25 protein-coding genes are annotated in these 25,801 nt (G+C 68.8%); 18 read left to right on the top strand and 7 right to left on the bottom strand.

The genetic code is table 11. The features are described from left to right. Nucleotides 1-69: 69 nt before the first annotated feature. The 6 genes from PU630_RS13755 to PU630_RS13730 all read left to right on the top strand — a co-directional run bounded on the left by PU630_RS13755 (nucleotide 70) and on the right by PU630_RS13730 (nucleotide 6,925). Complete coding sequence (locus PU630_RS13755) at nucleotides 70-714, top strand: GntR family transcriptional regulator (protein WP_275277622.1); 645 nt, start codon at nucleotides 70-72, stop codon at nucleotides 712-714. Further along, nucleotides 711-2,240, top strand: coding sequence for an MmgE/PrpD family protein (locus tag PU630_RS13750; RefSeq protein WP_275277621.1), 1,530 nt, complete (start codon nucleotides 711-713; stop codon nucleotides 2,238-2,240). Before PU630_RS13755 ends, PU630_RS13750 begins: the two co-directional genes overlap by 4 nt. A gap of 145 nt (nucleotides 2,241-2,385) precedes the next feature. Beyond that, a complete protein-coding gene (gene prpB, locus PU630_RS13745) occupies nucleotides 2,386-3,285 on the top strand; it encodes a methylisocitrate lyase (protein ID WP_275277620.1) in 900 nt (299 codons plus the stop codon). An 8-nt stretch (nucleotides 3,286-3,293) separates the two neighbouring features. Beyond that, the gene (locus tag PU630_RS13740) at nucleotides 3,294-4,484 is read left to right on the top strand and encodes a bifunctional 2-methylcitrate synthase/citrate synthase (RefSeq protein WP_275277619.1); all 1,191 of its coding nucleotides are present in this window, start codon (nucleotides 3,294-3,296) and stop codon (nucleotides 4,482-4,484) included. Between the two features lie 504 nt (nucleotides 4,485-4,988). Continuing rightward, nucleotides 4,989-6,128 carry an acyl-CoA dehydrogenase family protein gene (locus tag PU630_RS13735; protein WP_275277618.1) on the top strand — a complete coding sequence of 380 codons (1,140 nt, stop codon included), beginning with the start codon at nucleotides 4,989-4,991 and terminating at the stop codon, nucleotides 6,126-6,128. Nucleotides 6,129-6,148: 20 nt separating this feature from the next. Next, complete coding sequence (locus PU630_RS13730) at nucleotides 6,149-6,925, top strand: enoyl-CoA hydratase-related protein (protein ID WP_275277617.1); 777 nt, start codon at nucleotides 6,149-6,151, stop codon at nucleotides 6,923-6,925. A 211-nt stretch (nucleotides 6,926-7,136) separates the two neighbouring features. On the opposite strand, the gene PU630_RS13725 is transcribed toward PU630_RS13730, so the two are convergent. Next, nucleotides 7,137-8,378: an MFS transporter gene (locus PU630_RS13725; RefSeq protein WP_275277616.1), complete on the bottom strand. Its 1,242-nt coding sequence runs from the start codon at nucleotides 8,376-8,378 to the stop codon at nucleotides 7,137-7,139. 50 nt (nucleotides 8,379-8,428) lie between these two features. On the opposite strand from PU630_RS13725, the gene PU630_RS13720 reads away from it, so the two are divergent. Further along, nucleotides 8,429-9,040 (top strand): winged helix-turn-helix domain-containing protein, encoded by a 612-nt coding sequence (locus tag PU630_RS13720; protein ID WP_275277615.1) that lies wholly within the window; start codon nucleotides 8,429-8,431, stop codon nucleotides 9,038-9,040. A 142-nt stretch (nucleotides 9,041-9,182) separates the two neighbouring features. On the opposite strand, the gene PU630_RS13715 is transcribed toward PU630_RS13720, so the two are convergent. From PU630_RS13715 to PU630_RS13695, 5 genes are all read right to left on the bottom strand, one after another. Next, complete coding sequence (locus tag PU630_RS13715) at nucleotides 9,183-9,944, bottom strand: ABC transporter permease (protein WP_275277614.1); 762 nt, start codon at nucleotides 9,942-9,944, stop codon at nucleotides 9,183-9,185. After that, a complete protein-coding gene (locus PU630_RS13710; protein ID WP_275277613.1) occupies nucleotides 9,941-10,711 on the bottom strand; it encodes an ABC transporter ATP-binding protein in 771 nt (256 codons plus the stop codon). Before PU630_RS13710 ends, PU630_RS13715 begins: the two co-directional genes overlap by 4 nt. Next, complete coding sequence (locus PU630_RS13705; RefSeq protein WP_275277612.1) at nucleotides 10,708-11,076, bottom strand: DUF1048 domain-containing protein; 369 nt, start codon at nucleotides 11,074-11,076, stop codon at nucleotides 10,708-10,710. Before PU630_RS13705 ends, PU630_RS13710 begins: the two co-directional genes overlap by 4 nt. Then, nucleotides 11,073-11,405, bottom strand: a complete 333-nt coding sequence (locus PU630_RS13700; RefSeq protein WP_275277611.1) for a PadR family transcriptional regulator — start codon at nucleotides 11,403-11,405, stop codon at nucleotides 11,073-11,075. The genes PU630_RS13705 and PU630_RS13700 overlap by 4 nt, the downstream gene beginning before the upstream one ends. A gap of 451 nt (nucleotides 11,406-11,856) precedes the next feature. Beyond that, nucleotides 11,857-12,393 (bottom strand): MarR family winged helix-turn-helix transcriptional regulator, encoded by a 537-nt coding sequence (locus PU630_RS13695; RefSeq protein ID WP_275277610.1) that lies wholly within the window; start codon nucleotides 12,391-12,393, stop codon nucleotides 11,857-11,859. A gap of 56 nt (nucleotides 12,394-12,449) precedes the next feature. On the opposite strand from PU630_RS13695, the gene PU630_RS13690 reads away from it, so the two are divergent. The 11 genes from PU630_RS13690 (at nucleotide 12,450) to PU630_RS13640 (ending at nucleotide 24,985) form a co-directional block, all read left to right on the top strand. Beyond that, nucleotides 12,450-14,282 carry a helix-turn-helix domain-containing protein gene (locus tag PU630_RS13690; protein WP_275277609.1) on the top strand — a complete coding sequence of 611 codons (1,833 nt, stop codon included), beginning with the start codon at nucleotides 12,450-12,452 and terminating at the stop codon, nucleotides 14,280-14,282. Nucleotides 14,283-14,397: 115 nt separating this feature from the next. Next, the gene (locus PU630_RS13685; protein WP_275277608.1) at nucleotides 14,398-15,666 is read left to right on the top strand and encodes a hydroxymethylglutaryl-CoA reductase, degradative; all 1,269 of its coding nucleotides are present in this window, start codon (nucleotides 14,398-14,400) and stop codon (nucleotides 15,664-15,666) included. After that, nucleotides 15,663-16,598, top strand: coding sequence for a hydroxymethylglutaryl-CoA lyase (locus PU630_RS13680; RefSeq protein ID WP_275277607.1), 936 nt, complete (start codon nucleotides 15,663-15,665; stop codon nucleotides 16,596-16,598). The genes PU630_RS13685 and PU630_RS13680 overlap by 4 nt, the downstream gene beginning before the upstream one ends. Nucleotides 16,599-16,611: 13 nt before the next feature. Further along, nucleotides 16,612-17,043 (top strand): hypothetical protein, encoded by a 432-nt coding sequence (locus PU630_RS13675; protein WP_275277606.1) that lies wholly within the window; start codon nucleotides 16,612-16,614, stop codon nucleotides 17,041-17,043. After that, nucleotides 17,040-18,425, top strand: coding sequence for a tripartite tricarboxylate transporter permease (locus PU630_RS13670; RefSeq protein ID WP_275277605.1), 1,386 nt, complete (start codon nucleotides 17,040-17,042; stop codon nucleotides 18,423-18,425). Before PU630_RS13675 ends, PU630_RS13670 begins: the two co-directional genes overlap by 4 nt. 218 nt (nucleotides 18,426-18,643) lie before the next feature. Next, complete coding sequence (locus PU630_RS13665) at nucleotides 18,644-19,420, top strand: electron transfer flavoprotein subunit beta/FixA family protein (protein WP_275277604.1); 777 nt, start codon at nucleotides 18,644-18,646, stop codon at nucleotides 19,418-19,420. A 10-nt stretch (nucleotides 19,421-19,430) separates the two neighbouring features. Then, the gene (locus PU630_RS13660; RefSeq protein ID WP_275277603.1) at nucleotides 19,431-20,399 is read left to right on the top strand and encodes an electron transfer flavoprotein subunit alpha/FixB family protein; all 969 of its coding nucleotides are present in this window, start codon (nucleotides 19,431-19,433) and stop codon (nucleotides 20,397-20,399) included. Nucleotides 20,400-20,401: 2 nt separating this feature from the next. Continuing rightward, nucleotides 20,402-22,183: a cytochrome b/b6 domain-containing protein gene (locus PU630_RS13655; RefSeq protein WP_275277602.1), complete on the top strand. Its 1,782-nt coding sequence runs from the start codon at nucleotides 20,402-20,404 to the stop codon at nucleotides 22,181-22,183. 74 nt (nucleotides 22,184-22,257) lie between these two features. Next, nucleotides 22,258-23,526 (top strand): sensor histidine kinase, encoded by a 1,269-nt coding sequence (locus PU630_RS13650; protein ID WP_275277601.1) that lies wholly within the window; start codon nucleotides 22,258-22,260, stop codon nucleotides 23,524-23,526. Next, nucleotides 23,514-24,191 carry a response regulator gene (locus tag PU630_RS13645; protein ID WP_275277600.1) on the top strand — a complete coding sequence of 226 codons (678 nt, stop codon included), beginning with the start codon at nucleotides 23,514-23,516 and terminating at the stop codon, nucleotides 24,189-24,191. Before PU630_RS13650 ends, PU630_RS13645 begins: the two co-directional genes overlap by 13 nt. After that, on the top strand, nucleotides 24,188-24,985 hold the full coding sequence (locus PU630_RS13640) for a DUF4097 family beta strand repeat-containing protein (protein WP_275277599.1): 798 nt from the start codon (nucleotides 24,188-24,190) through the stop codon (nucleotides 24,983-24,985). Before PU630_RS13645 ends, PU630_RS13640 begins: the two co-directional genes overlap by 4 nt. A 34-nt stretch (nucleotides 24,986-25,019) precedes the next feature. On the opposite strand, the gene cofE is transcribed toward PU630_RS13640, so the two are convergent. Continuing rightward, nucleotides 25,020-25,799, bottom strand: a complete 780-nt coding sequence (cofE, locus tag PU630_RS13635) for a coenzyme F420-0:L-glutamate ligase (protein WP_428981960.1) — start codon at nucleotides 25,797-25,799, stop codon at nucleotides 25,020-25,022. Nucleotides 25,800-25,801: the final 2 nt, after the last annotated feature.

Below are 25,801 nucleotides of genomic sequence, written 5' to 3'. Positions count from 1 at the left end.
CGTCGACTGAATGGCGATCCACGCGGATTATGCATACACTAGCTGCGAAGCCATCGAGGGAGGGAGCGTATGCGCGCCAGCGACCGTGCTTACGGCATCCTCCTCGACGAGATCCAGTCAGGCGTGCTCGCACCGGGCGCCGTTCTCGGCGAGGTCGAGCAGGCGGCGCGCCTGGGCGTCAGCCGCACCCCGCTGCGTGAGGCCATCGGGCGCCTTGCCGCCGACGGCCTCGTCGTGCAGCAGTCGCCGCGCGTGACCGTGGTCAGCGAGATCGATGCCGGCGACATCCGCGAGATCTTCGAGATGCGCCGTGCGTTGGAAGAGACGGCAGCACGCTTGGCCGCGCGGCGGGCGGATGCCGCGAACTTCGCCTCTCTCGCGGAAGGCTTCGCCGCCGTCCGTATCGGCGAGACCAACGCCCCCGACGCGTACCGCGAGCTGTTCGGCCGGTTCGACGCGGCACTCGACGAGGCCGTCGCCAACGACTACCTGACCTCGGCGCTGCGCACTATCCGCACACACCTCGTGCGGGTGCGGCGCATGGCACGCGAGAACCCCGAGCGGCTCGCCGCAGCCGTCTCCGAGCACAAGCTCATCTCCCACGCGATCGCGGCCGGTGACGAAGAGCTCGCCGCGCACGCGACCCACATCCATCTGCACAATGCCCTGGAGAGCATCCTCGCCTCCGTGGCCTCGGAACAAGGAGCAGCATGACCGTCACGCACCACGTTCGCGTCTACAAGAGCGAAGAAGAGCTGCCCCGCGACCAGCAGCTCGCTTACAAGATCGCCGAGGTCGCCGCAGACCCCATTCCGGTCGATGATGACGTCGTCGACATGATCATCAACCGTGTGATCGACAATGCGGCCGTGGCCGCGGCATCCCTCACCCGAAAGCCCGTGAGCGCGGCGCGCCAGCAGGCCCTCGACCACGCCGTGTCGGTCTCGGGCGACGGCTCGACCGTCTTCGGGTGCGCGCTCGACCGCCGCACGAGCCCGGAGTGGGCGGCGTGGGCCAACGGCGTGGCCGTGCGCGAGCTCGACTACCACGACACGTTCCTCGCGGCCGAGTACTCGCATCCGGGTGACAACATCCCGCCGATCCTCGCGGTCGCGCAGCACGCGGCCAAGGATGGTGCGGCGCTCGTGCGCGGGATCGCGACGGGGTACGAGATACAGATCGACCTGACCCGCGTGATCAGCCTGCACAAGCACAAGATCGACCACGTGGCGCACCTCGGCCCCTCGGCAGCCGCGGGTATCGGGACCCTCCTCGGCCTGCCGGTGCAGACCATCTACCAGGCGGTCGGCCAGGCGCTGCACACGACCACCGCCACCCGACAGTCGCGCAAGGGCGAGATCTCGAGCTGGAAGGCGCACGCGCCCGCGTTCGCCGGCAAGATGGCGGTCGAGGCCGTCGACCGTGCGATGCGCGGCGAGACCAGCCCCAGCCCGATCTACGAGGGCGAAGACGGGGTCATCGCCTGGCTGTTGGACGGCCCGGATGCCGCATACGACGTGCCCCTGCCGGGTGGCGGTGAGTCGAAGCGCGCCATCCTCGACTCGTTCACCAAGGAGCACTCGGCCGAGTACCAGGCGCAGGCCTGGATCGACCTGGCTCGCAAGCTGCACAACGAACACCCCGCCGAGGCGTTCGAGCCCGACAACATCGCCTCGATCGTGCTGCACACCAGCCACCACACGCACTACGTCATCGGCTCGGGCGCGAACGATCCGCAGAAGTACGACCCGCGCGCGTCGCGCGAGACGCTCGACCATTCGATCCCGTACATCTTCACGGTCGCCCTGCAAGACGGCGCGTGGCACCACGTCGACTCGTACGCTCCCGAGCGTGCGCAACGCGACGACACCGTCGCACTGTGGAAGAAGGTCACCACCGCCGAGGACGAAGAGTGGACGCGCCGCTACCACTCCGAAGACCCGAACGAGAAGGCGTTCGGCGGACGCGTGGAGATCACCTTCGCCGACGGGGGAAAGATCGTCGAAGAGATCGCCTTGGCCGACGCGCACCCTCTGGGCGCCCGGCCGTTCGCGCGCGAGGACTACATTCGCAAGTTCCGGATGCTGGCCGAGCCGGTGCTCGAGCCCGACGAGATCGAGCGGTTCCTCGAGCTCGCCCAGCGCCTGCCCGAGCTGAGCGCCGAAGAGGTGCAGCAGCTCACGATCGTCGCCAAGCCCGGCGTGCTGGCCACGGCGCCTGCGCCGAAGGGGCTGTTCTGATGGAGCGGCGCACACAGACTTCGGACGATCACCCCATGTTCGGCCCATTCGGCGCACATCGTCCGAAGTACGCGCGATCCTCCGAACCCTGGATGGCGCCGGCGCCCCGTGACGGGGCGTCGATGCGGGAAGAGAGCGCGTTCTGATGCTGTACGCCAAGACTCCGGCCGCCGAGAAGAGGCGCCTGTTCCGCGAGCGGCTCGCGAGCGGTGAGCTGCTGCGCTTTCCCGGGGCGTTCAATCCGCTGTCGGCACGGCTCATCGAGCGCAAGGGCTTCGAGGGCGTCTACATCTCGGGCGCTGTGCTCTCGGCAGACCTCGGTCTGCCCGACATCGGCCTGACGACGCTGACCGAGGTCGCCGGCAGAGGCCAGCAGATAGCGCGCATGACCGAGCTGCCCGCGATCATCGACGCCGACACCGGCTTCGGCGAGCCGATGAACGTCGCCCGCACGATCCAGACACTCGAAGACGCGGGCCTGGCCGGCACGCACATCGAAGACCAGATCAACCCCAAGCGCTGTGGTCACCTCGACGGCAAGCAGGTCGTCGACGAGGGCACGGCCATCAAGCGCATCCGCGCCGCCGCCGACGCGCGCCGCGACCCGAACTTCCTCATCATGGCCCGCACCGACATCCGTGCCGTGGACGGACTGGATGCCGCGAAAGACAGGGCGAAGGCACTCGTGGATGCCGGTGCCGACGCTATCTTCCCGGAGGCGATGCGCACTCTCGACGAGTTCGCCGCGATGCGGGATGCCGTCGACGTGCCGATCCTCGCGAACATGACCGAGTTCGGCAAGAGCGATCTCTTCAGCGTCGAGCAGCTGCGCAGCGTCGGGGTGAACATCGTGATCTGGCCGGTCTCGCTGCTGCGGATCGCCATGGGCGCGGCATCCCGCGCTCTCGACACGCTCATCGACGAGGGCCATCTCACGAGCAAGCTGGGTGAGATGCAGCATCGCGCCGACCTCTACGATCTGGTGGACTACGAGGCGTACAACCACTTCGACACCAGCGTCTTCAACTTCCAGATCGCCCGCTAAGGAGAGCCATGACCGACACTGAGATCAAGAAGGGCCTTGCCGGGGTCACCGTCGACTACACCGCGATCAGCAAGGTCAACCCCGACACCAACTCGCTGCTGTACCGCGGGTATCCGGTGCACGAGCTCGCGGCGACGCAGCCGTTCGAGGCCGTCGCGTATCTGCTGTGGCATGGCGAGCTGCCGAGCGAGACGCAGCTCGCGCAGTTGCGCGCCACCGAGCGCGAGCGCCGTGCGCTCACCGACGATGTGAAGGCGGCCATCGACCTGCTGCCGGTCGAGGCCCACCCCATGGACGAGGTGCGCACCGCCGTGTCGGTGATCGGCGCCGCCGACCTCGCGGGCATCGGCAACGTGATGGACGCCGTCGGGACCCCCGAAGAGAACCTTGATCGCAGTATCCGTCTGTTCGCGGCCCTTCCGGCGATCGTCGCGTACGGCCAGCGCCGGCGTCGTGGGCAGGACGCCGTCGCGGCGCGTGACGACCTCGACTACGCGGCGAACTTCCTCTGGATGACCTTCGGCGAGGAGGCCGACCCCGTCGTCGTCGATGCCTTCAACCGCTCGATGATCCTTTACGCCGAGCACTCCTTCAACGCGTCGACGTTCACGGCGCGGGTCATCGCCTCGACGTTGTCGGACCTGTACTCGGCCGTGACCGGTGCGGTGGGTGCGCTGAAGGGGCCGCTGCACGGTGGCGCCAACGAGGCCGTTCTGCACATCTTTGACGAGATCGGTTCGGCCGACCGGGTCACGACGTGGCTGGATGACGCCCTGGCCCGGAAGCGCAAGATCATGGGCTTCGGGCATCGCGTCTACAAGCGCGGCGACTCGCGGGTGCCCACGATGAAGGCCGCGCTCGACAGCCTGGTCGCGCACTACGACCGGCCCGACGTGCTCGCGCTGTACGACGCGCTCGAGAGCGAGTTCGTCGGGCGCAAGGGCATCTACCCGAACCTCGACTATCCGTCCGGTCCGGCATACAACCTCATCGGGTTCGACACGCTCACATTCACGCCGCTGTTCGTCGCGGCGCGCATCACCGGCTGGACCGCGCACATCATGGAGCAGCAGGCCTCGAACGCGCTGATCCGGCCGCTCTCGGCGTACAACGGCTCGGACGAGCGGCACATCGAAGGATATGTTCCCGATTCCGCGACCGCCGCGGCCGCCGACCGCCCCGAGGAGGCCGCCGGCTGACGCGCCCCGCGGCATCCCGCCTCGTCTTCTTCAACAGTCCGTAACTGCAGGGCCTCGGCAGGCGCGGGCCCGCGGCATCCACCCCCTCGATCACGCCCCCGTGCTCAGTCGTCACGGATTACCGATTCTTCACGCTGAACTGGTCATCTGTGACGACCGAACCTCTGCGGGCCGGCTTCGGTCGTCACAGATGACGGTTTTGAGCAGCGAAAACGGTAATCCGTGACGACCGAAGGCGGCGAGGCGTGGCGGGGAACGTGGAGGCACGCCGGGGGCGCGCCGCCTCGAGCGCTGAGAGTGCAGTGGGTGGACGAGGAGTAGGGAAGCACCCGCTCTTTCGTCCACCAGCTGCACTCTCACCGCTTTCGGTGGGGCCCGATTCGCCGATGCATGGGCGCCCGCGCATTTAGTAGGACGTCCATGTAAAATGGAGGCGATGCCGGAGGCGGCATCCCCTCGTGGTCACACGATGACGTTGCGCGGGGGCGATCGACAGGGGCTGCCATGAGCATGACGACGACCGAAGAACGCCGCGCGATCCTCGAGGCCGTGCGCGAGTTCGCCGAGACGGAGCTCGCGCCGCACGCGCAGGAGTGGGATCAGAACAAGCACTTTCCCCGCGATGTCATCCAGCGCGCGGGTGAGCTGGGTCTCGGCGGCGTCTACGTGCGCGATGACATCGGCGGCACCGGCCTCGGGCGCACCGAGGCCGTCGCGATCTTCGAGGAGCTCGCCCAGGGCGACCCGACGATCTCGGCCTACATCAGCATCCACAACATGGTGGGCTGGATGATCGACACCTTCGGCACCGACGAGCAGCGGCAGACCTGGCTGCCGCGCCTGACCGCGATGAGCGCGCTCGGCGCTTATTGCCTCACCGAGCCGGGAGTGGGGTCGGATGCCGCGGCCCTGACGACGTCCGCGATCCGGCAGGGCGACGAGTACGTCCTCACCGGCGTGAAGCAGTTCATCTCGGGTGGCGGCGAGGCCGACGTCTACGTGGTCATGGCGCGCACGGGAGAGGCGGGGGCCCGCGGCATCACCGCGTTCGTCGTGCCCGACGGTCTGCCCGGCCTGAGTTTCGGCGCGAACGAGAAGAAGATGGGCTGGAACGCGCAGCCCACCCGACAGGTGATCTTCGACGAGGTGCGGGTACCGGCCACCGCCGTGCTCGGCGAGGTGGGCAAGGGCTTCAAGATCGCGATGCAGGCGCTCAACGGCGGCCGCCTCAACGTCGCCGCGTGCTCGATCGGCGGCGCACAGTGGGCGATGGACCGCGCGATCCGCTACGTGCACGAGCGGTTCACCTTCGGCGAGCCGCTGGCCGAGCGCCAGGCGGTCATGTTCGCCCTGGCAGACATGGCCACCAAGCTGCGGGCCTCGCGCGCTCTGGTGCGGGATGCCGCAGCCGCCCTCGACGCGGGCGAACCCGATGCCGCGCTGCAGTGCGCCATGGCCAAGCGGTTCGCGACGGACGCCGGCTTCGAGGTCGCCAACGAGGCGCTGCAGCTGCACGGCGGCTACGGCTACCTGCAGGACTACGGCATCGAGAAGGTCGTGCGCGATCTGCGCGTGCATCAGATCCTCGAGGGGACGAACGAGATCATGCGGGTCATCATCGGCCGCGAGGTGCTCGGCGCGTGACGCGTGACACGATGGGAAGCATGACCGAGTACGCCACGATTCTCACCGAGACGCGAGGACGCGTCGGGTGGATCACCCTCAATCGACCCGAAGCCCTCAATGCGCTGAACTCGCAGGTCTGCGCCGACGTCGTCGCCGCCGCGACCGCGTTCGACCGCGACCCCGTTATCGGCGCCATCGTCGTCACCGGTTCCGAGCGCGCCTTCGCTGCGGGCGCCGACATCAAGGAGATGGAGTCGAAGTCGTCGCTCGACATGATCATGGGCGACCACTTCGGCGGCTGGGCCGAGTTCGCGGGCGTGCGCACACCGGTGATCGCGGCGGTCAGCGGCTACGCGCTGGGCGGCGGGTGCGAGCTGGCGATGATGTGCGACATCATCCTCGCCGCCGACACCGCGAAGTTCGGGCAGCCCGAGATCAACCTCGCAGTGATCCCCGGGATGGGCGGCACGCAGCGGCTCATTCGCGCGGTCGGATATTACAAGGCCGCCGAGCTCGTGCTCACGGGACGTCTGATGGGCGCCGAAGAGGCCGAGCGCGCCGGGCTCGTCTCGCGCGTCGTGCCCGCGGCCGACCTGCTCGACGAGGCCGGCAAGGTCGCCGACACGATCGCGTCGAAGTCGCTGCCGTCGGTCTTCGCCGCGAAGGCGGCGCTGGATGCCGCGATGGAGACGACCCTCGCCGAGGGCCTGCGCTTCGAGAAGCAGGCGTTCGCGGGGCTCTTCGATACGCAGGACCAGAAGGAGGGGATGGCGGCCTTCCGCGAGAAGCGTGCGCCGTCGTTCGAGAATCGCTGATCGGGCTTTCGCGATGTGCGGCCGCGGCCACAACAGGCGAGTCGTTCGAGCCTCGGACCGTTCGAAAAGCGCATTGAACTTCCGGTTCACACAGCCCCTCCGAGCTGTGTGAGCGGGAAGTTCAACGCGTCTGGAGGATGTGTCGGTGCGCCCGAGAAGGCGCCGCTGCGCGGCGACCACAGCCGAGTCGCTGTGCTTCTCGCTCAACGACCTAATCGCCCTCGGCAACGAGCGCCGCGGCCTCGGCCCGTTGTGCGCGCAGCACGGCGACGCTCGCGATCGCCATCGTGAGGGCGCCGCCGATTCCCGCGACGATGAACGTTGCGCGGGGACCGAGCAGTGCGTTGCCCACGCCGCCCAGGCCCAGGGCGATGAGTGATCCGCTGCGGGCGAGGCCGTTGAGCGCTGCCGACACGCGGCCGCGCTGCAGATCTGATGTGCGCGAGATCAGCAGGGCGCCGAAGGTCGCGTTGCCGGTGCCGAAAGCTGCCACCAGAAGAGTGAGCAGTGCCGCGTACACCCAGAAGCTCGGCGCCGTGCCCGCGGCGATCATCACCAGCGCGGCGGTCCCGAAGCCGATCGTGGCCGCGCGCGCACGCACGACGTTGCTGTGGATGCGGCCGGCGACGGCCGCGCCGATCAGGCCGCCGGCGCCGGCGAAGAACTCGCTGAGTCCGTACTGCCAGTCGGTCGCCTCGAGGGCATCGCGGGCCAGGAACACCTCGACCGGGTTGATGCCCTCGACGAGCACGACGAACACGATGATCGCCCCGAACAGCGGCACAAGGATGCGGTCGCGCATCACGACGCGCAACCCGACGGTCCACGACTCCTTCGGCGTTTCGACGCCGTCCGTCGGCGTTGCGTCGACGGCGCCATGGCGACGCGTCCGGATGATGAGAGCGCCTGCGGCCAGCAGGACGTAGGTCGCGGCATCCACCCAGAATCCCCACGCCACATCGTCGAGGGTCACGAGCAGCCCGCCGAGCCCTGCACCGATCGGCGACGCGACGGCGGCGAGTCCCTGCTGCCACGAGATTGCTTGACCGATACGGTCTTCGCCGACGATGCGGGGGACCAGTGCGCTCCACGTCGGCTGCTCGAACGCCTGCGCCAGCGAGATGACGACGCCGGTGACGAAGATCATCGCGGTGTCGTGCGAGAAGCCGAGGGCGACGACGGCGGTGGCCTGGACAAGGGATGCCACCACCAGCACTGTGCGCGAGTCCATGGTGTCGGCGACCCGCCCGGCGATTCCGATGGTGGCGATCGCGGGGATCACGAGTGCGGCGAGGAACGCTGCGATGCCGAGCGCGCCCACTCCGCCGTCGTGCAGCAGCAGGATCGCGGCGATCGAGGTCACCGAGGTTCCGGCGGTACTCAGCGCCCGGGCGACGAGGGCGATGCGCGCATCGCGGATCGCCCACACCGAGTTCTGAAAGGAACGCTTCACAAGTATGAAGGATATGTTTCATGAACTCAGAGCGCAACTAGACTGTCGACATGGCGGGCAAGAAGGCTGAGCCGATCGAGGTCAACGACCTCGCGCAGATGCGTGCGCTGGTGCATCCGGCGCGCTGGACTGTCTTGCAGGCCCTCTACGACGGAGACCCTCTCACCGCGACCCAGGCGGCCGAGCTCACCGGTCTCACTCCGTCCGCCATGAGCTATCACCTGAAGCAGCTGGCGAAGATGGGGCTCATCGAGCGCGCGCCGAAGACCGACGACGGCCGGGAGCGGCCCTGGGTGGCGCGCGGCGGTGGACTGCGCATGTCGGCGCAGCCCGACGAGTTCGTCGGCGGCATCATGATGCGCCATCTGATGACCGCGCTCACCAAGGTCGTCGCGGCTCCGCCGCCGAAAGACCCCGAGGAGCGCCCCTGGCCGGCCGGTTACTCACAGATGCGCATGCGCATTTCGAAGGAGCGCCGCAAAGAGATGCTCGAGCGGTTGCAGGCGATCCTGGACGAGTATGACGAGGTCGAGGACCCCGACGCGCCCGAGATCGACGTCTTCCTGATCCACGGTCCCCGGGTCGAGCCGGGGGAGGGGCGGGATGCCGCGGCCCCCGCATCGCCAGGCGATGGCAAGGCATCCGCGCGCCGCAGCGCGTAGCGCCCGGTCGTTCCCCGTGCACATGGTCGGGGACTTTGTCCGACGCGCCGTGCATTTCGCGATGACGGCGGCGTGTCGCCCAGGATCCCGACTCTGTGCACGGGCTGACGTTGTTGCGGCTCGTTCAACGCGCGGGCGCGACTCATCCCATCCGCCGCCGGTAGGCGAGCATCGCGAAGACGTACGCGATGATCAGGATGCCGCAGCACCAGGCCAGCGCCATCCAGATGTCGCCCGACACGGCGCGCTGGGCGAACAGGTCGCGGATCGTGTTCACGATCGGCGTGACCGGCTGGTACTCGGCGAACCACTTCACCGGCCCCGGCATCGTGTCGGTGGGAACGAACGCCGAGCTGATGAACGGCAGGAAGATGAGCGGGTACGAGAAGGCGCTCGCGCCGTCCACCGACTTCGCCGAGAGCCCTGCGATGACCGCGATCCAGGTCAGCGCGAGTGTGTAGAGCAGGAGGATGCCCGCCACGGCCAGCCACGCGCTCACGCCCGCTCCGCTGCGGAAGCCCATGAGCACCGCCACGGCGACCACCAGCACGAGCGAGACCGCGTTGGCGGCGAGCGAGGTGAGCACGTGCGCCCACAGCGCCGCCGATCGCGCGATCGGCATCGACTGGAAGCGCTCGAAGATGCCGCCCTGCAGGTCCATGAACAATCGGTACGAGGTGTAGGCGACGCCCGATCCGATCGTGATGAGCAGAATGCCGGGCAGCATGTAATCGATCGGTGCAGCGTCGCCGGTCTGCATCGCACCGCCGAAGACGAACACGAACAGCAACATGATGGCGATCGGCATCACCGCCGTGGTGATGATCGTGTCGAGACTCCGTGTGACGTGCCGGAGTGAACGGCTCGTCAGAGTGACCGTGTCGGTCAGGATGTCGCCGGTCATCGTTCCTCCCCGTTCGGGGTCGTGCCGACCAGGGTGAGGAAGACCTCCTCGAGCGTCGGCTGCTTTTCGACGTACTCGACTTTCGCGGGCGGCAGCAAGGCCCTGAGCTCGTCGAGCGTGCCGTTCTGGATGATGCGCCCCTCATGCAGGATCGCGATGCGGTCGGCCAACTGCTCGGCCTCGTCGAGGTACTGCGTGGTCAGGAGCACCGTGGTGCCGCCGGCGGCGAGGTCGCGGATGGCGTCCCACACCTCGTTGCGCGCCTGCGGGTCGAGGCCGGTCGTGGGCTCGTCGAGGAACACCACCGGCGGATCGCCGATGAGGCTCATCGCGATGTCGAGCCGCCGGCGCATACCGCCCGAGTATGTGCCCGCTCGCCGTGAGCCGGCCTCGGTCAGAGAGAAGCGCGCGAGCAGCCGATCGGCGACGGCGCTCGGGCTGCGGACATGGCGCAGGCGGGCGACGAGCACGAGGTTCTCGCGTCCGGTGAGCACCTCGTCGACGGCGGCGAACTGTCCGGTCAGACTTATAGCCTGCCGCACAGCGGCCGGATCGGCGGTCACATCGGCATCCGTGATGCGGGCGGTTCCGGCATCCATTCTCAACAGCGTCGACAGGATGCTGATGAGGGTGGTCTTTCCCGCACCGTTCGAGCCGAGCAGCGCGAAGATCGTGCCAGGTGAGACGTCGAAGTCGACGCCACGCAGCACGGAAAGGTCGCCGAACGACTTCTCGATGCCCGCGACGGCGATGGCGGGCGCGGTCATGATCGGCCCTCCTCGGACTCGGCCTTCGCGATCGTGTCGGTCAGGCGCGTGCGCTCCTTGGCGATCCACTCATCCTCGGAGTAGTTGGCCAGGAAGGCGTCGGCGAACTCGACCGGGTCGTCGCCGACGATCGTGTGGATCGGCGTGGCGTCGGCCGCGGCCTGCTCGAACAGGTCGGCAAGGTCTTCGAGCATCTTCACCAGGGTCGAACCGCGGGTGATCGCGCCCTTGTGCATCAGATAGCGCTCGACACCCTCGACCGCGGTGCGGTACGGGGTCGGCAGCGCCTTGACCCGCGCCTTGTATTCCTTCCAGCGGCGCTTCTCACCGAAGTCGCCGACCATCTTCTCGATGAAGTTCGTCATCGTCGTTCTCCTTCGTGGAGTTGGGCGAGTCTGTCGGTGAGGAAGCCCCACGATGTCCAGAACCCGCTGAGCTGTTCGTGTCCTTGCGTGTTGAGGGAGTACACCTTGCGCGGCGGCCCCTTTTCGGAGGGCACCTTCTCGACGTCGACCAGCCCGCGCTGCTCGATGCGCACGAGGAGCGCGTACACCGTGCCCTCGGCGATGTCGGTGAAGCCTTGGTCGCGCAGCCACGCCGTGATCTCGTAGCCGTATGCCGGGCGGCGGGCGAGGATCGCCAGGACGATGCCCTCGAGCACGCCCTTGAGCATCTCGGTCTCTTGCTTGCCCATGTGCCCTCGTCTCGGTACTCAGTGACATTGATTACCGGTACAAAGTAACACTGAGTACCGGTAGCTGGCAAGACTAGGTACCGAGCAGCCGCGCGCTGCCTCGATCCGCGTCCGCCCCTGTCATTCGCCCGCGAACAGGGAAAACGACAGCGCGACCGGAGAAGCGCCGGGCGCGCCGGGTCTCGAAGCCGAGGCGGCTCTCCCGATGCGCGAGATCACGCTCGTGCACGCCCTGAGGCACCAGAAGCGTGCACAAGGATGTTCTCGCGGAGGGAGCGCCGGGGCGCAGGGTTCGCGGAGGGGCGGCGGGATGCCGGGGCGCAGGGTTCGCGGAGGGGCGGGATGCCGGGGCTCAGGGTTCGCGGAGGGGCGGCGGGATGCCGGGGCTCAGGGCTCGCGGAGGAGGCGCCCCGCACCGCCCCGCACCGCACCGCACCGCATCGGGGCCGCGTCAGAGCGGCTCGGGCGCCGGGCGCGGGTCGTCGAAGTCGCCGGCGCCCCGGCGCATGCGCGCCACGAGGCCGACCAGCTCTTCAGCCTCGCTGCGCTCGAGCCCGGGGTGCTCGAACACCTCGGCGTTCAACGCGGCGGTCGCGCGCTCCGCGAGAGCGCGGCCCGACTCGGTGAGAACGATGAGGGTCGCCCGTCCGTCGTCGGGGTGCGGCTCGCGCCGCACGTGCCCGGACGTCTCGAGTCGGTCGACGGTGTTCGTCACGCTGGTGGGGTGCACCTGCAACCGCAGCGATGCAGACGCCATCGGCATCCTTCCGCTCTTCGTGAAGCTCAGCAGGGTGAGCAACTCGTAGCGCGCGAAGGTGAGTCTGAAGGGCTTGAGTGTGGCGTCGACGCGGGCCAGCAGCAGCTGCTGTGCACGCATGATCGAGGTGACGAGGGTCATACCGGGCGCGGCGTCGGTCCATCCGTGGGCGAGCCATTGCCGCTTCGCCTCGGCGATCGGGTCGACGGGCAGTCTCTTCACGCGGGCCACGGGCAACCTCCTGGATCAACGGTACTGGGTGGGGCGCCGTCGGCGAGAATGGGCGGGTGCAGGATCGAGAAGCCCTATCACCGATTACAGCGGCGCTGCGCGCGATCGCGGATGGCACACAGCTGGATGCTGCCGCTGTCGCCAGCGTCGCCGCCGGAGAGGCTGAGGTGGAGGACGCGCTGCTTGACCTCTCAGCTCAGGCTGCCTCACTCCGCCGCCGTGGAGCCGAACTCCGCGCCCTTGTCTCCTCGACCCGCGAACTGCTGGGCACACATGACACAGTGGTTCTGTTGCAGCGCATCGTCGAGCGGGCGCACGAGTTGCTCGATGCTGATGTGGCGTATCTATCGGTGTACGAGCCCGCCACGGACGAGCTCTACGTGCGCGCACAGACGGGAACGATCTCGCCCCGTTTCGCCGGCATGGTGGTGCCAGCCGGGGTTGGCCTGGCGAGTCACATCGTCCGCACCCGTCGCCCGCAGAGCGTGGATGACTACCGCGAGATGACCGGCCTGCCGCACGACTCGACCATCGATCAGATCGTGTCAGAAGACCAGCTGCGTGCGCTCGTGGGCGCTCCGCTCGTGGTGGACGGACAGGTTCTGGGGGTTCTCTTCGCGGCCAGTCGAACCCCACACTCGTTCCGCGCGGAAGAGATCGCGCTCCTCAGTGCGTTCGCCGGCCATGCGGCACTCGTTCTGCATGTGGCGCGGTTGCTCGCGGCAGCGACCGAGGCCTCTGCGGAGGCGACGTGGCGTCAGCAGCAGGCGGAATGGGCCGCTGGACTGCATGCTGAGCTCACGGAACTGGTGGTGCGGGGGCATCCCGCCGCCGACATCGTCGCTGCGCTGGCCGGAGCACTTGGGCGAGACGTGGCGATGATCGCGCAGGGAGAGGCCATAGCGGGGCCTCCGAGCCTGGTGGACGCCGCCGTGCCGCTGAAGGATGCCGCAGCCGACGCTGCCGTGTCGGGCCGTGGAGTCGTGCTCGACGGCGGTGCAGTCGAGATGATCGCCCCGGTGCCGGCGGGTGCAGACCGGCCAGCCCTGCTCGTGGTGGGGCGGGGTGCGGCCCCGATGACGGATGTCGAGCAGCGGACCGTCGAACGCTCAGCATTGACGGCAGCGCTCGTCCTTCTGCGCCGCGACGCCGTGGATGACGCGGAAGAACGCGTGCGAGGAGAGCTCGCAGCCGATCTGCTGGAGACCGAGAGCAGCCGCCGGTCGGCGTTGCGGCGCGCTGCGGCACGCGGTCTACCGATCGACGCTCCCTGGTGCACGGTGGTGGTGCCGTCGGCGGTGGGCGATCGCGGTCGCATCGTCAGCGCCCTGCGTGCGGTCGCCGATCGTCTGGTGACGAAGATCCCGGATGGTGTCGTGGCGTTCGTGCCGGAAGCGGAGTCGGCATCGATGGGTCGTGGAACGGCGCTCGCCGAGGTCGCGCCCCTGGTCGTGGTGCGCGGGCATCGAAATCTCGCGGAGGCATCCGGCCAGGCACGTCATACGCGGCGCACGGCGGAGCTCGCAAGGGGGCTGGGCATCTCGGGCGTTCTTGACGCGAAGCTGCTCGCGCCGTATGCGCTGCTCACCGACGGCGATCCGCGAGCGCTGCTCGAGTTCGTCGAGGCGACGCTCGCGCCGGTGATCGCGTGGGATGGCCCCGGCGGTTCAACCCTGTTCGACACGCTCGTCGCGTTGCAGGACGAGCATTGGGGCGCAAGCGCGACAGCCCGGAAGCTGCATATCCACCTGAACACTCTCAAGCAGCGGCTTGCGCGACTGCGGGCGCTGCTGGGGATGGTGGTCGACGACCCGGAGGCTCGATTCCGTCTCGAACTCGCCGTGCGCGTGGAGCGGGCCCGCCGCCTTCTCGGCTACACCGAACGGTAAGCGTCTCGGACATTTTCTGCGCCTGCTTTGTGGCCGATCTGGACCTGTAGGCGTCGGACCGGACTTGCTTTGCTGAGAGGGCTGCGGCGAAGACGCCCGCAGGAAAGGATGCATTGTGGCCACCACCTCTCGTCTCAGCGGTCTGCGAAACAGTGCGGTCGATGACCGCAGGGTCACCGTCATCAAGGCGATCGGCCTCGACTCCGACGCTCTCCGTGCGCTGGAGGGCAGCGGCCTGTCGATGGATCAGGCGGACCGCATGGTCGAGAACGTGATCGGGCAGCTCGGTGTGCCGGTCGGCGTGGCGACCAACTTCATTGTGAACGGACGTGAGGTTCTCATCCCGATGGCGACGGAAGAGCCGTCGGTGATCGCCGCAGCATCCAACGTCGCGCGCATGGCGCGCCCGACGGGCGGCATCGTCACGACGGCTGCGGAGCCGCTCATGCAGGCTCAGGTGCAGTTGTTGGAGGTTGCTGACCCGTTCGGCGCGAAGGCGCGCATTCTTGAGGCGCGGCAGGAGATCCTCGATCTTGCAGATGCGCAGGACCCGAGACTCGTCGAGGTCGGCGGCGGCGCACGAGACCTTCTGGTGCGTGTGATCGATGCATCACCGGCCCCGCACCTGGTCGCGCATCTGGTGGTCGACGTCGGCGATGCCATGGGCGCCAATGCGGTCAACACAATGGCAGAGGCCATCGCTCCGCGCCTGGCCGAGATCACCGGGGGCCGGTCTCTGCTACGCATTCTCACCAACCTCGCCGATCGCCGCGTGGTGCGGGCACGGGTCGTCATCGATCCTGACGAGATCGGCGGGCCAGCCGTCGTCGACGACATCATCGAAGGAGCCCGCCTTGCCGTGGACGATCCGTATCGGGCGGCGACGCACAACAAGGGCATCATGAACGGGGTCACGGCCGTGGTCCTCGCGACCGGCAACGACACACGCGCCGTGGAAGCCGGCGCCCATTCCTACGCGGCTCGCGACGGCCAGTATCGCTCGCTCAGCCGCTTCGAGAAGGATGCCGACGGCCGTCTCGTCGCTACTCTCGAAATGCCGATGGCTGTGGGGCTGGTCGGCGGAGCCACGAAGTCCCATCCCGCCGCTCGCGCCGGCGTGGTGATGACTGAAGTCACGACTGCTGCCGAGCTGGGCGAGCTGATCGCCGCCGTCGGACTCGCGCAGAACGTCGCCGCAGTGCGCGCGCTCGCCGCAGAGGGGATCCAGCGCGGGCACATGGGACTCCACGCCCGCAACGTCGCGGTCGCGGCCGGCGCCTCTGGTGAGGAGATCGACGTGGTCGCCGCCGAGCTGGTGCGTCGACGCGCGGTGAGGACCGACGTCGCCGAGCAGGTCCTGGCGGAGCGGAGAAGTGCGCGGTGAGCCGCGACGACAGCCTTCCCATGCGCGTTGCCGACAGCGCACTGCCAGCGGACGTGGAGATCTGGGATGTCGCACCGCGCGACGGTCTGCAGTCTGAGGCGACGCGGCTCGACGTCGCGCACAAGGTCGAGCTGATCGAGCGACTCGTGCGCGCTGGGTTCCCCGTCGTCGAGGTCGGCAGCTTCGTGCGCGCCGAACGCGTCCCGCAGATGGCCGACTCCGCCGACGTGTTCGCGCGGGTGAAGGATCTGCCGGCGCGCACGCCCGTGCTCGTCCCGAACGCTACAGGCTTCGAACATGCCCGAGCTGCCGGCGCCGATGACATCGCGGTCTTCCTCAGCGTCACCGAGACCTTCTCCCGTGAGAACCTCGGCGCGTCGCGTGCCCGCATGGAAGAGGAAGTGCGGTGTATCGCGCGGCGGGCTGTCGCCGACGGGGTCCGCGTCCGGGGCTACCTATCGATGGTGTTTGGTGACCCCTGGGAGGGCGCGGTAGCCGACGGCGAGGTCGTGCGCCTCGCCACGGAGATGCGCACCTGGGGGATCCGTGAGCTGTCGCTCGGTGACACCATCGGCGTGGCCACCCCCGGCCAGGTCAAGCACATCGTGCGGCTGCTCGCCGGTTCGGGGATCGCCGTGACCGATGTGGCGCTGCATCTGCACGACACCTACGGGACGGCTCTGGCGAATGTGTACGCCGGGCTGGAGGAAGGCGTGCGCACCTTCGATGCCGCAACCGGTGGGGTCGGCGGCTGTCCGTTCGCGAAGTCCGCGACCGGTAATCTCGCCGCGGACGATCTCATTTGGATGCTCGAAGGGCTTGGCATCCGCACCGGCGTCGATCTCGATGCTGTCGTCGAGACGAGCGCTTGGCTGTCGGCCGTCTTGCAGCGGCCCATCACATCTCGAGTCGCAACGGCGCTGACCCGTTAGAGAGGAACACCCTGTGGAAGACCGCTATCTGGAGGTCTGGGGAGATACCGTCGACAAACGACATCTCCTCATCTCGATCATCCTGGGCGTCGGCATCGCCGTCCCCGTCTATCTGATCGCCGATTGGCTGTTCGGGATGCTGGCCGACGGCGCCGTCGGACATAGCTATGCCCTGCTGGTCGGGTTGGCCGGCTGCATCATCGCGGCGGTGGTCGCCGCGCGGCTGTTCAAACCCAAGCGCATCGTCGAGATTGGCGCCGAGCACACTGGTTCGCGCGAAGCGGCGATGGACGCCATCGAGGCCGAGATCGGCCCGCTCGGCGACCCCGACGAACTCCCGCGGGCGGCGCTCGCCGAGGTGAAGGAGCTCGGGCTGTACGAAGATCTGAAGGCACAGCACGAGAAGAACCGTCGCGCGGCCGTCGAGATCGGGGAGCGCGCATGACCGCGCTGCTCGAACCCACGCTGTGGGCGCTTGGGATGGCTTTGCTTGGTGCGATCGTCTTTGCCCTCATCGGACTTGTCTCGGGTACGGACGAGACAGCGACGGTCGCCCCGCTCACGCTGCTCGTGATTCTGCTTGGGGTTCCGCCGGCCGGCGTGTTCGCATTCTTCATGGCGTCGATCGCCGCCAAGCACGTCACCCACGCTATCCCGACGACGCTGCTCGGCATCCCCGGCGATACGATGGCGGCTCCCCTGTTGCGTGATGCGCAGATGTTACGCGAACTGGGCGTGCCCCACATCGCGCTCCGCAAGGCGATTTCCGGTGGGGTGATGGCGGCCCTCATCGCCGTGCCGCTGGCGGTGCTGTTCGCGTGGATCATCACGCCGTTCTCCGACGCGATCAGCGCTGTCGCACCCTGGTTGTTCCTCGCCGCAGCCGCGCTCATCGCCGTCCTCTCGAAGGGACGCTGGGGCGCACTGATCGCGCTCGTGCCATTCGTGCTCATCATCGTGGGGTTGCAGCAGTTCTCGAGTGACATCCTCGGCAAGGGCCTGTCGATCAGCTTCTTCCTCGGCATCGCGACCGGTCCGCTCATTGCGGACCTGGTACTCGCGTCGACGCCTGCTGGTCGGCGGAGTATGGCGCGACCCGGTCCACGGGTCTTCGAATTGGCCGCGGATGTGCGCACGTGGTCGGGACGCATGCCGAACCCCGCGAAGGTGCTCGATCGCACCCAGTTCTGGGGCACCGCTGGAGCGGCGGCCGTCTCGAGTGCGACCTTCGTCTTCTCACCTGTTGCGATGACCGTCATGATGGGTGAGCTGTTCGGCGGCCGCATCAAGAACGGCTATCGGCGCCTCACGACGCTCATGGCTGTGAAGAACGGCACGACCGAGTCGACGTATATCGCCGAGACCCTCATCCCTCTCATCGCGATCGGACTGCCCCTGTCACCGATGGCGGCGGGACCGGCAAACCCGCTGTTCAACGCACCGCCGGTGTTCACGATCGATACCGAGACCGGTGCGACGCACAACCTGCACGACCTCATGGCGCCGTGGCAGTTCCTCGGGGTAGGACTGCTCGCGGTGATCATAGCGCTGCTGATCACATACCCGTTCGCAATGACGCAGGCACATCGTGCAGCGTCATGGATCATGCGGCACGTATCGCACGAGGCGATCATCGGCGCCTTCGCCGGGCTGATCGCCGTCATCTGCCTCTATGAGGGCGGCGTCGTGGCCATTCTGGTCGCGGTGACGGTCGGCCTGGTCGGTGGACTCATGAACCGCTTGTTCGCCATGCACACCGGCGTGCAATTCATGGGCTACTACGTTGCGGCACTGACCGTGCCGGCGATCGGAGGCCTGTTCGCCTGACCGCGAAGACACACATGAGGCCCGGCGGAAATCGCCGGGCCTCATGTCGTTGCATCTACTCTCGTCGAACCCCACAAACAACTCTCCGCAGACGCATGTCCCTTCGTGGAATGTATACATTGACCGGATGGTCACGGGGATTTTCCCGGTCGAACCCGCGAGATTGGGTACATTCGCCGTGCTTGGCTAGACTCGGACCCGCCGAAGGAGTTGCCTTTATGAAGATCATCGTCCTGGTCAAGGAAGTCCCGGATACGTACGGGGACCGCAAGCTCGATCTCGAGACGGGGCTCGCAGATCGCGCCGCGAGCGAGTCCGTGCTCGACGAGATCAGCGGGCGCGCCCTGGAAGTCGCGCTGAGCTACGCCGACAAGAACGCGGGCACCGAGGTCGTCGTGCTGTCGATGGCACCCGAGTCGGCGCAGGCGACGATCCGCAAGGGGCTCGCGATGGGGGCGGGAACGGCGGTGCAGATCGTCGATGAGGCGCTGCTGGGCGCCGACCTGGGCCTGAGCGCCGAGGCGCTCGCCGCCGCGATCCGCGAGATCGGCTTCGACCTGGTGATCGCCGGCAACCAGTCCACGGACGGCTCGGGCGGTGTGCTCCCGTCGATGATCGCCGAACTGCTCGATGTGCCGCAGGCGACGAGTCTGAACAGCGTCGAGATCACTGACACGGCGGTGTCGGGCGAGCGCGCGATCGACGGCGGCACCGCGAACGTGACGGCCCAGTTGCCTGCTGTCATCTCGATCACCGAGCGCCTCCCCGACGCCCGGTTCCCGAACTTCAAGGGCATCATGGCGGCGAAGAAGAAGCCGTATGAGACGAAGACGCTCGCCGATCTGGGGGTGGATGCCGCAGACCCGGCGGCATCCCGCTCGATCATGATCGCGGTGAGCGAGAAACCCGCGCGTTCGGCGGGCACCAAGATCGTCGATGAGGGCGACGCGGGTGTGAAACTCGCCGAGTTCCTGATCCAGAACCGACTGGCCTGAGGTGAGCGACATGGCTGATTACGCTGCAGATTCCATTCTCGTCCTGCTCGACACCACTCCGTCGGGCGAGCTGGCGAAGTCCTCGGCGGCCCTTCTGGGCGCGGCATCCACCATCGGCACGCCTGTCGCGCTCGTTGCGGGCGACGAGACGCTGGGGGATGCCGCAGCAGCCCTCGGCGCGGCGCGCGTGCTGGTCGCCCCTGCCGCTGGCGAGGGCCTGACGGTTCCGATCGTCGACGCGCTGGCGGCTGCCGCCGACCAGGTGCAGCCCGACGCGATCCTCATCTCGCACTCGGTCGATGGGCGCGACGTCGCGGGCCGCTATGCCGCACGCACTCGCTCGGCGCTCGCCGTCGACGCGGTCGGTGTCGGGCGCGACGACGAGGGCATCGTCGCCCACCACGCCGTGTACGGCGGCATGTTCAACGCCGATTCAGCGGCGACCTTCGGCGCTCCGGTGATCACGGTGCGCCAGGGCGCGGTCGAGGAGCGCGCCGAGGGGCAGCCGGCCGCCGTCGAGAAGCTCGAGGTCACCCCGTCGGGACGCAAGGCCGCGACCGTGACCGCGGTGCAGGAGAGCACCGAGACCTCCACCCGCCCCGAGTTGCGCGGCGCCGCGAAGGTCGTCTCCGGCGGACGCGGGCTGGGCTCGGGCGAGAAGTTCGCTCTCGTCGATGAGCTCGCCGACGTGCTCGGCGCCGCCGTGGGCGCCTCGCGCGCCGCGGTCGACGCCGGCTATGTGCCGCAGTCGTACCAGGTCGGTCAGACCGGCGTCTCGGTGTCGCCGCAGCTGTACGTGGCGCTGGGCATCTCCGGCGCGATCCAGCACAAGGCCGGCATGCAGACCGCCAAGACGATCGTCGCGATCAACAAGGACGCAGATGCCCCGATGTTCGACATCGCGGACTTCGGCGTCGTCGGCGACCTGTTCACGGTCGTGCCGCAGCTGATCGAGACGCTCAAGGCGCGGAAGCAGTAGCTGTGGCGACCTACGCGCGCACGGTTCGCCGCGGTCTGCCGCGCACTCCCGACGGCGAGATGTGGCCGCCCGCCGGGCAGGCGCCGGTCGAGGTCGCCGATCCGGCCGAGACGGTGGTGGATGCCGCGGCCGCCGCGCCGGCGGTCGTTGAGCGAGCGCAGCGAGTCGAAACGACGGCTGAGCCCGCTGCGGCCGAGGACGTTTCGACTCCTCGCTCCGCTCGTCGCTCAACGAGCGGTGCGGGTGCGCCCCTGCGCCGCGGCCTGCCGCGCGTGGCCGGGGGAGAGCCCTGGCCCCCGGCTGAGGTCGCGCCCGCGCTCGTAGCCGAACCCCGGGTCGCTGAGCGAGCGGCGCAGCCGCGAGACGAAGCGCCGTTGGCAGCCGCCGCACAGGCGGCCGCGGATTCCGGCCCTTCGTCTCGAGCCCCCGGCCCGCGCTCAGGGACCTCTGTCTCCGACACCGCCCTGCGTCGCGGCCTGCCCCGCACCAAGGGCGGCGAGCCGTGGCCACCTGCCGGTTTTGCGCCGGCCGTTGCCGCGGAGCCGGGCGCCGCGCGAGCGCAGCGAGTCGAAACGACGGCAGGGCCCGCAACGGCCGAGGACGTTTCGACTCGGCCCTCCGGGCCTCGCTCAACGACCGGTACCGGCCGCCGCACGGGCCTACCGCGCCCGGGCGCCGCAGCCGCGGCATCCACCACTGCCGCCGCACCCCCGGCATCCACCTCTGCCGCGGCACCCGCGGCGGAGCCCGCCGCACCGGCCGCGCTCGCACCTCTGCCGTTCACGAGCAGCGTGCACGCCGGCGCCGCGGCCGAGCGATGGCAGGCTGACCGGGCCCGTACGATCGCCACGCGCAAGCCGATCACACCCCCCGAGCCGGCCCGCCACGGCCCGTTCACGACGGGGCAGTGGGTCGGCGCCGCGATCGTCGCGGTCATCGCCCTGGTCGGCGCGGCTGGAATGCTCGTCATGCTGACCCGCTGGTTCCTGAGCCTGGGCTTCATGGAGAGCTTCATCGCGACCTACCCCGGCGCGTACGAGCTGCCCGAATCGGCGCCGGTCGGGTTCCCGGCGTGGCTGAACTGGCAGCACTTCCTCAACATCTTCTTCATGGTCCTGATCATCCGGTCAGGTCTCATGGTGCGGCACCAGAAGCGCCCGCCGGCGTTCTGGAGCACCCGCGGCAATCCGCGCCGCAAGATCAGCATCAACCTGTGGTTCCACCAGTCGCTCGACATCCTGTGGCTGGTCAACGGCGCCGTGTTCGTCGTGCTGCTGTTCGCGACCGGCCAGTGGATGCGCCTGGTCCCGACCGACTGGTCGGTCTTCCCGAATGCGCTGTCGGCGGGCCTGCAGTATCTGTCGATGGACTGGCCGATCGAAGACGGCTGGGTCAACTACAACAGCCTGCAGCAGATAGCGTACTTCGCGGTCGTGTTCCTCGCCGCCCCCCTCGCGGCGATCACCGGCGTGCGGATGAGCGGTGTGTGGCCGAGCAATGCGAAGACGCTGAACAAGATCTACCCGGTGGAGTGGGCCCGTGCGGTGCACTTCCCGACGATGATCTTCTTCGTGCTGTTCATCGTCGCGCACGTGACGCTCGTGGTGACGACCGGCTTCCTGCACAATCTGAACGCGATGTTCGCGTCGAACCCCGGCCACGGCTGGACCGGCTTCTGGTTCTTCGTGGGCGCCATGGTCCTCGTCGTCGCCGGGTGGGTCGCGGCGCGCCCGCTCGTGCTCGCGCCGATCGCGAAGCTGTTCGGCAACGTGAGCGAGCGCTGACCGGGGGATATCCCCACCACAGGTCTGCAGATCCCCACGCTGTGCGGGTGGATGCCACGGCCTAGCGTTGAAGCATGACTTCGACAACGACCGACAAGACGCCACGGCTGTTCACGCCGACGCGCGTGCTGGGGGCGATCGCACAGATGGCCGCCGTGGGCGTCGCCTGGGCGATCGCCTTCGGCGTGCTCTTCGCGCTGCTGGCCGCGGGCATCGGCCTGCTCTTCGCGATCGGCATCGGCCTGATCGTCCTGCTCGGCCTCGTCTACGCGATGTTCGCGCTGGCATGGCTCGAGACCGCGCGTGTCGACGGCCTCTACGGATTCGGCATTGCGCCCCTTCCCGCCCGCACGAGCGGCCGCCCCGGCTTCACCGGATGGCTGCGCACGGTGTGGCTGCAGTTCAGCGATGGACGCATGTGGCGCGGCATCGGCAGCGCGGCGGTGTCGGCGATGCTCGGGTGGGCGACGCTCTCGCTGCTGTCGATCATGGCGTCGGGCGTCGCGATGGTGTTCACACCACTCGTGCCCGGCGACCCCGACACGATTCCGCTGCGCGGCGCCGGGTGGGACGTGCCCGCACCGTGGGCGGTTGGCGTCGGCATCATCGCCGCGCTCGTCGCGATCGCGGGCCTGATCGGTCTCGCGGCCCTGCACGGCGTGCTGACCCGGGCGATCCTGGTCCCGTCCCGCGAAGTGCAGCTCGCAGCCGAAGCGCGTACCGCGCAGGCACAGCGCGGCGGTGCCGTTCGTGCCGCCGACGTCGAGCGCACCCGCATCGAACGCGACCTGCACGACGGTGTCCAGCCCCGACTGGTGTCGGTCGGGATGACGCTGGGCATGGCCCAGCAGAAGATCGACGACGACCCCGAAGCGGCCAAGCAGCTGATCGCCGAGGCGCACACCTCGACGAAGGCCGCCATCACCGAGCTGCGGCAGCTGGCCCGCGGCATCCACACCTCCATCCTCGATGACCGGGGGCTGGATGCTGCGCTGTCGGCCCTCGCCGCGCGCTCGCCGATCCCCGTCCAACTCGACTCACGGCTCACCCAGAGGTGCAGCCCGCAGACCGAGACCGCCGTCTACTACGTGATCGCCGAGTCGCTGACGAACGCGGCCAAGCACTCACGCGCCGCGGAGTGCCGGGTGATCGTCCGGCAGCGCGAGGGCGGCATCCTGTGGGCGCGGGTCGAAGACAACGGGATCGGTGGTGCGACGGTCGTGCCGGGTGGGGGATTGGACGGCTTGTCGAACCGGGTGCTCGGCGTCGGCGGAACGCTGACGGTCACCAGCCCCATCGGCGGACCCACGACGGTGGAGGTGAGTGTGCCGTGCGCGTACTGATCTGCGAGGACTCGGTCCTGTTGCGGGAGGGCCTCATGCGCCTATTGGAGGACGCCGGCCACAACGTGGTCGCGGCCCTGCCCGATGCCGACGAACTTGACGAGACGGTCGCCGAGACCAAGCCCGAGCTGTGCATCCTCGATGTGCGGCTGCCACCGACCCGCACCGACGAGGGCATCCGGGCGGCGATGCGGCTGCGCGCCGCGCACCCCGAGCTGCCGATCCTGGTGCTCTCGCAGTATGTCGAGGAGCGCTACGCGGCCGACCTCATCGCCGGGCGGGGCGGAGCCCTCGGATACCTGCTCAAAGACCGGGTGGCCGATGTCGCCGACTTTCTGCAGACAGTGGAGCGGATCGCGGGCGGCGCGACGGTATTCGACCCCGAGGTCGTCGCCCAGTTGCTCGGCCGCCGTACGCAGGACGAGCGGATGCAGCGGCTCACCGCCCGCGAGGCGACGGTGCTTGCGCTGATCGCCGAGGGCAAGTCGAACCAGGCCATCGCTCAGACGCTGTACATCACCGAGGGCAGCGTGGAGAAGCACATCACCTCGGTGTTCCAGAAGCTCGAGCTCGACCAGGATGAGTCGGGCAACCGGCGGGTGCTGGCAGCGCTCGCCCACATCGCACACAGCGGCGACGCGCCGCAGGCAGGAGAGAACCGATGAGCACGACACAGGGAGCACGAGCCGTCGCGATCGTCGCAATAGTGCTGGGCGGCGCACTGGCCGTCGGGTCGGCGGGCGGCGCTGCGGCATCCACCCTTGCCTCCGCCGCGCAGCAGACGACCAGCCGTGCGATCCCGGTTGCGGGGGTCGACGACATCGACGTCGACATGGGCGCGGGCTCGATGCGGGTGGAGTTCGCCGCTATCGACGAGGCCGAGCTCACGGTCACCGGTGGTGTCAGCGCCGACCGATGGACCCTGCGCCAGGACGGCTCCGCGCTGCGGGTCGCCTCGCCCGACGCGCATTTCTGGTCGTGGTTCGGCTGGTTCGGCGCGCACAACGGCCAGGCGGTGCTGCGTCTGCCGCAGTCGTTGGCCGGGGTGGATGCCGATCTCGATCTGGCGGCGGGGGCGCTCACCGCGGACGGTGAGTTCGGTGACCTCACGGTCTCGGCCGGGGCCGGACGCCTGCAGGTCAAGGGGTCGGCCGACGCGGTCTCGGCCGAGATCGACGCCGGCAGCGCTGATCTGCAGCTCGCCGATGTCGGCAGCGCCGACCTTCAGCTGAATGCGGGGCGGATGGACGCCCGCTTCACCGGTGCGCAGCCGCAGCGGATGACACTGTCGGCCAGCGCGGGCAGCATGGACGTCGTCGTGCCCGAGGGGCAGTACGACGTGACGCAGGAGACCGACGCGGGCAGCTTCGAGAACCGGATCGGATCGGTGCCGGGCGCTGCCAGCACCGTGCGCGTGCAGGTCTCGGCCGGCAGCGTGATCCTATCGAGCGGGCGCTGAGCGCCCGGCGGACCACGATGGCGAAGAGCGCGACTCACCCGGCGGTGTCGCGCTCTTCCCACATCTCCTCGACGCCGGCGGCATAGCCCTGGTCGTAGGCTTCGTCGGTACCCAGGCGGAACATGTCGCGCTCTGCCGGTCGCACGATCGAGCGGGCGCCGGGCAGGTCGAGGTCGCCGACGAGATCGCCGCGGCCGCGCACGATCGCAACCGGGCGGCGCGCCGCCTTGCCCTTGACGAGTTCGGCGGCCGAAGCGATCTCGTCGGCGACGCACGGCTGCGTCACGACCAGCAGGCGCCCTTCGGCGTCGGTCTGACCGCGCAGGTCTTCGAAAACCGCGACCCCGGCGGCGCCGATGGCGGCGTCGGTCTGCCCCTCGCGCCATGCCCGGCCGAGGGTGTCGGAGACGATGACGCCGACCCGCGCCCCGAGGAGTTCGCGCAGGCCGGTCGCGATGGCACGGGCAGAGGCGTCCGGATCCAACGGCAACAGCAGCACGGTGCCCTGCGGCGTGTTCGATGCGTCGACGCCCGCGGCAGCCGAGATCATACCCAGCCGGTTTTCGACGATCCGGGTCACGTGCCCCGACTCGGAGGTGCGGGATGCCACGACCCGCACGGTCTCGGCGGTGATGGCGTCTTCGCGGTCATCGGCCTGGACCGTGCGTGCTTCGGCCTTGGAGACGATCTTCGAGGTGACCACGACGATGTCGCCGTCGCGCAGCGTGTCGCCGGCGGCGTCGGCGATGATCGCCACGAGGTCGTCGCCGGCTGTGATCTCAGGGATGCCCTCGAGGGCCTGGATCTGCAACACGG

Source organism: Microbacterium horticulturae, assembly GCF_029094505.1.
In the GTDB taxonomy this organism is placed as follows: domain Bacteria; phylum Actinomycetota; class Actinomycetes; order Actinomycetales; family Microbacteriaceae; genus Microbacterium; species Microbacterium horticulturae.
Note: the sequence above shows the minus strand (reverse complement) of the source record. Positions and strands in the feature narration are given on the sequence as shown.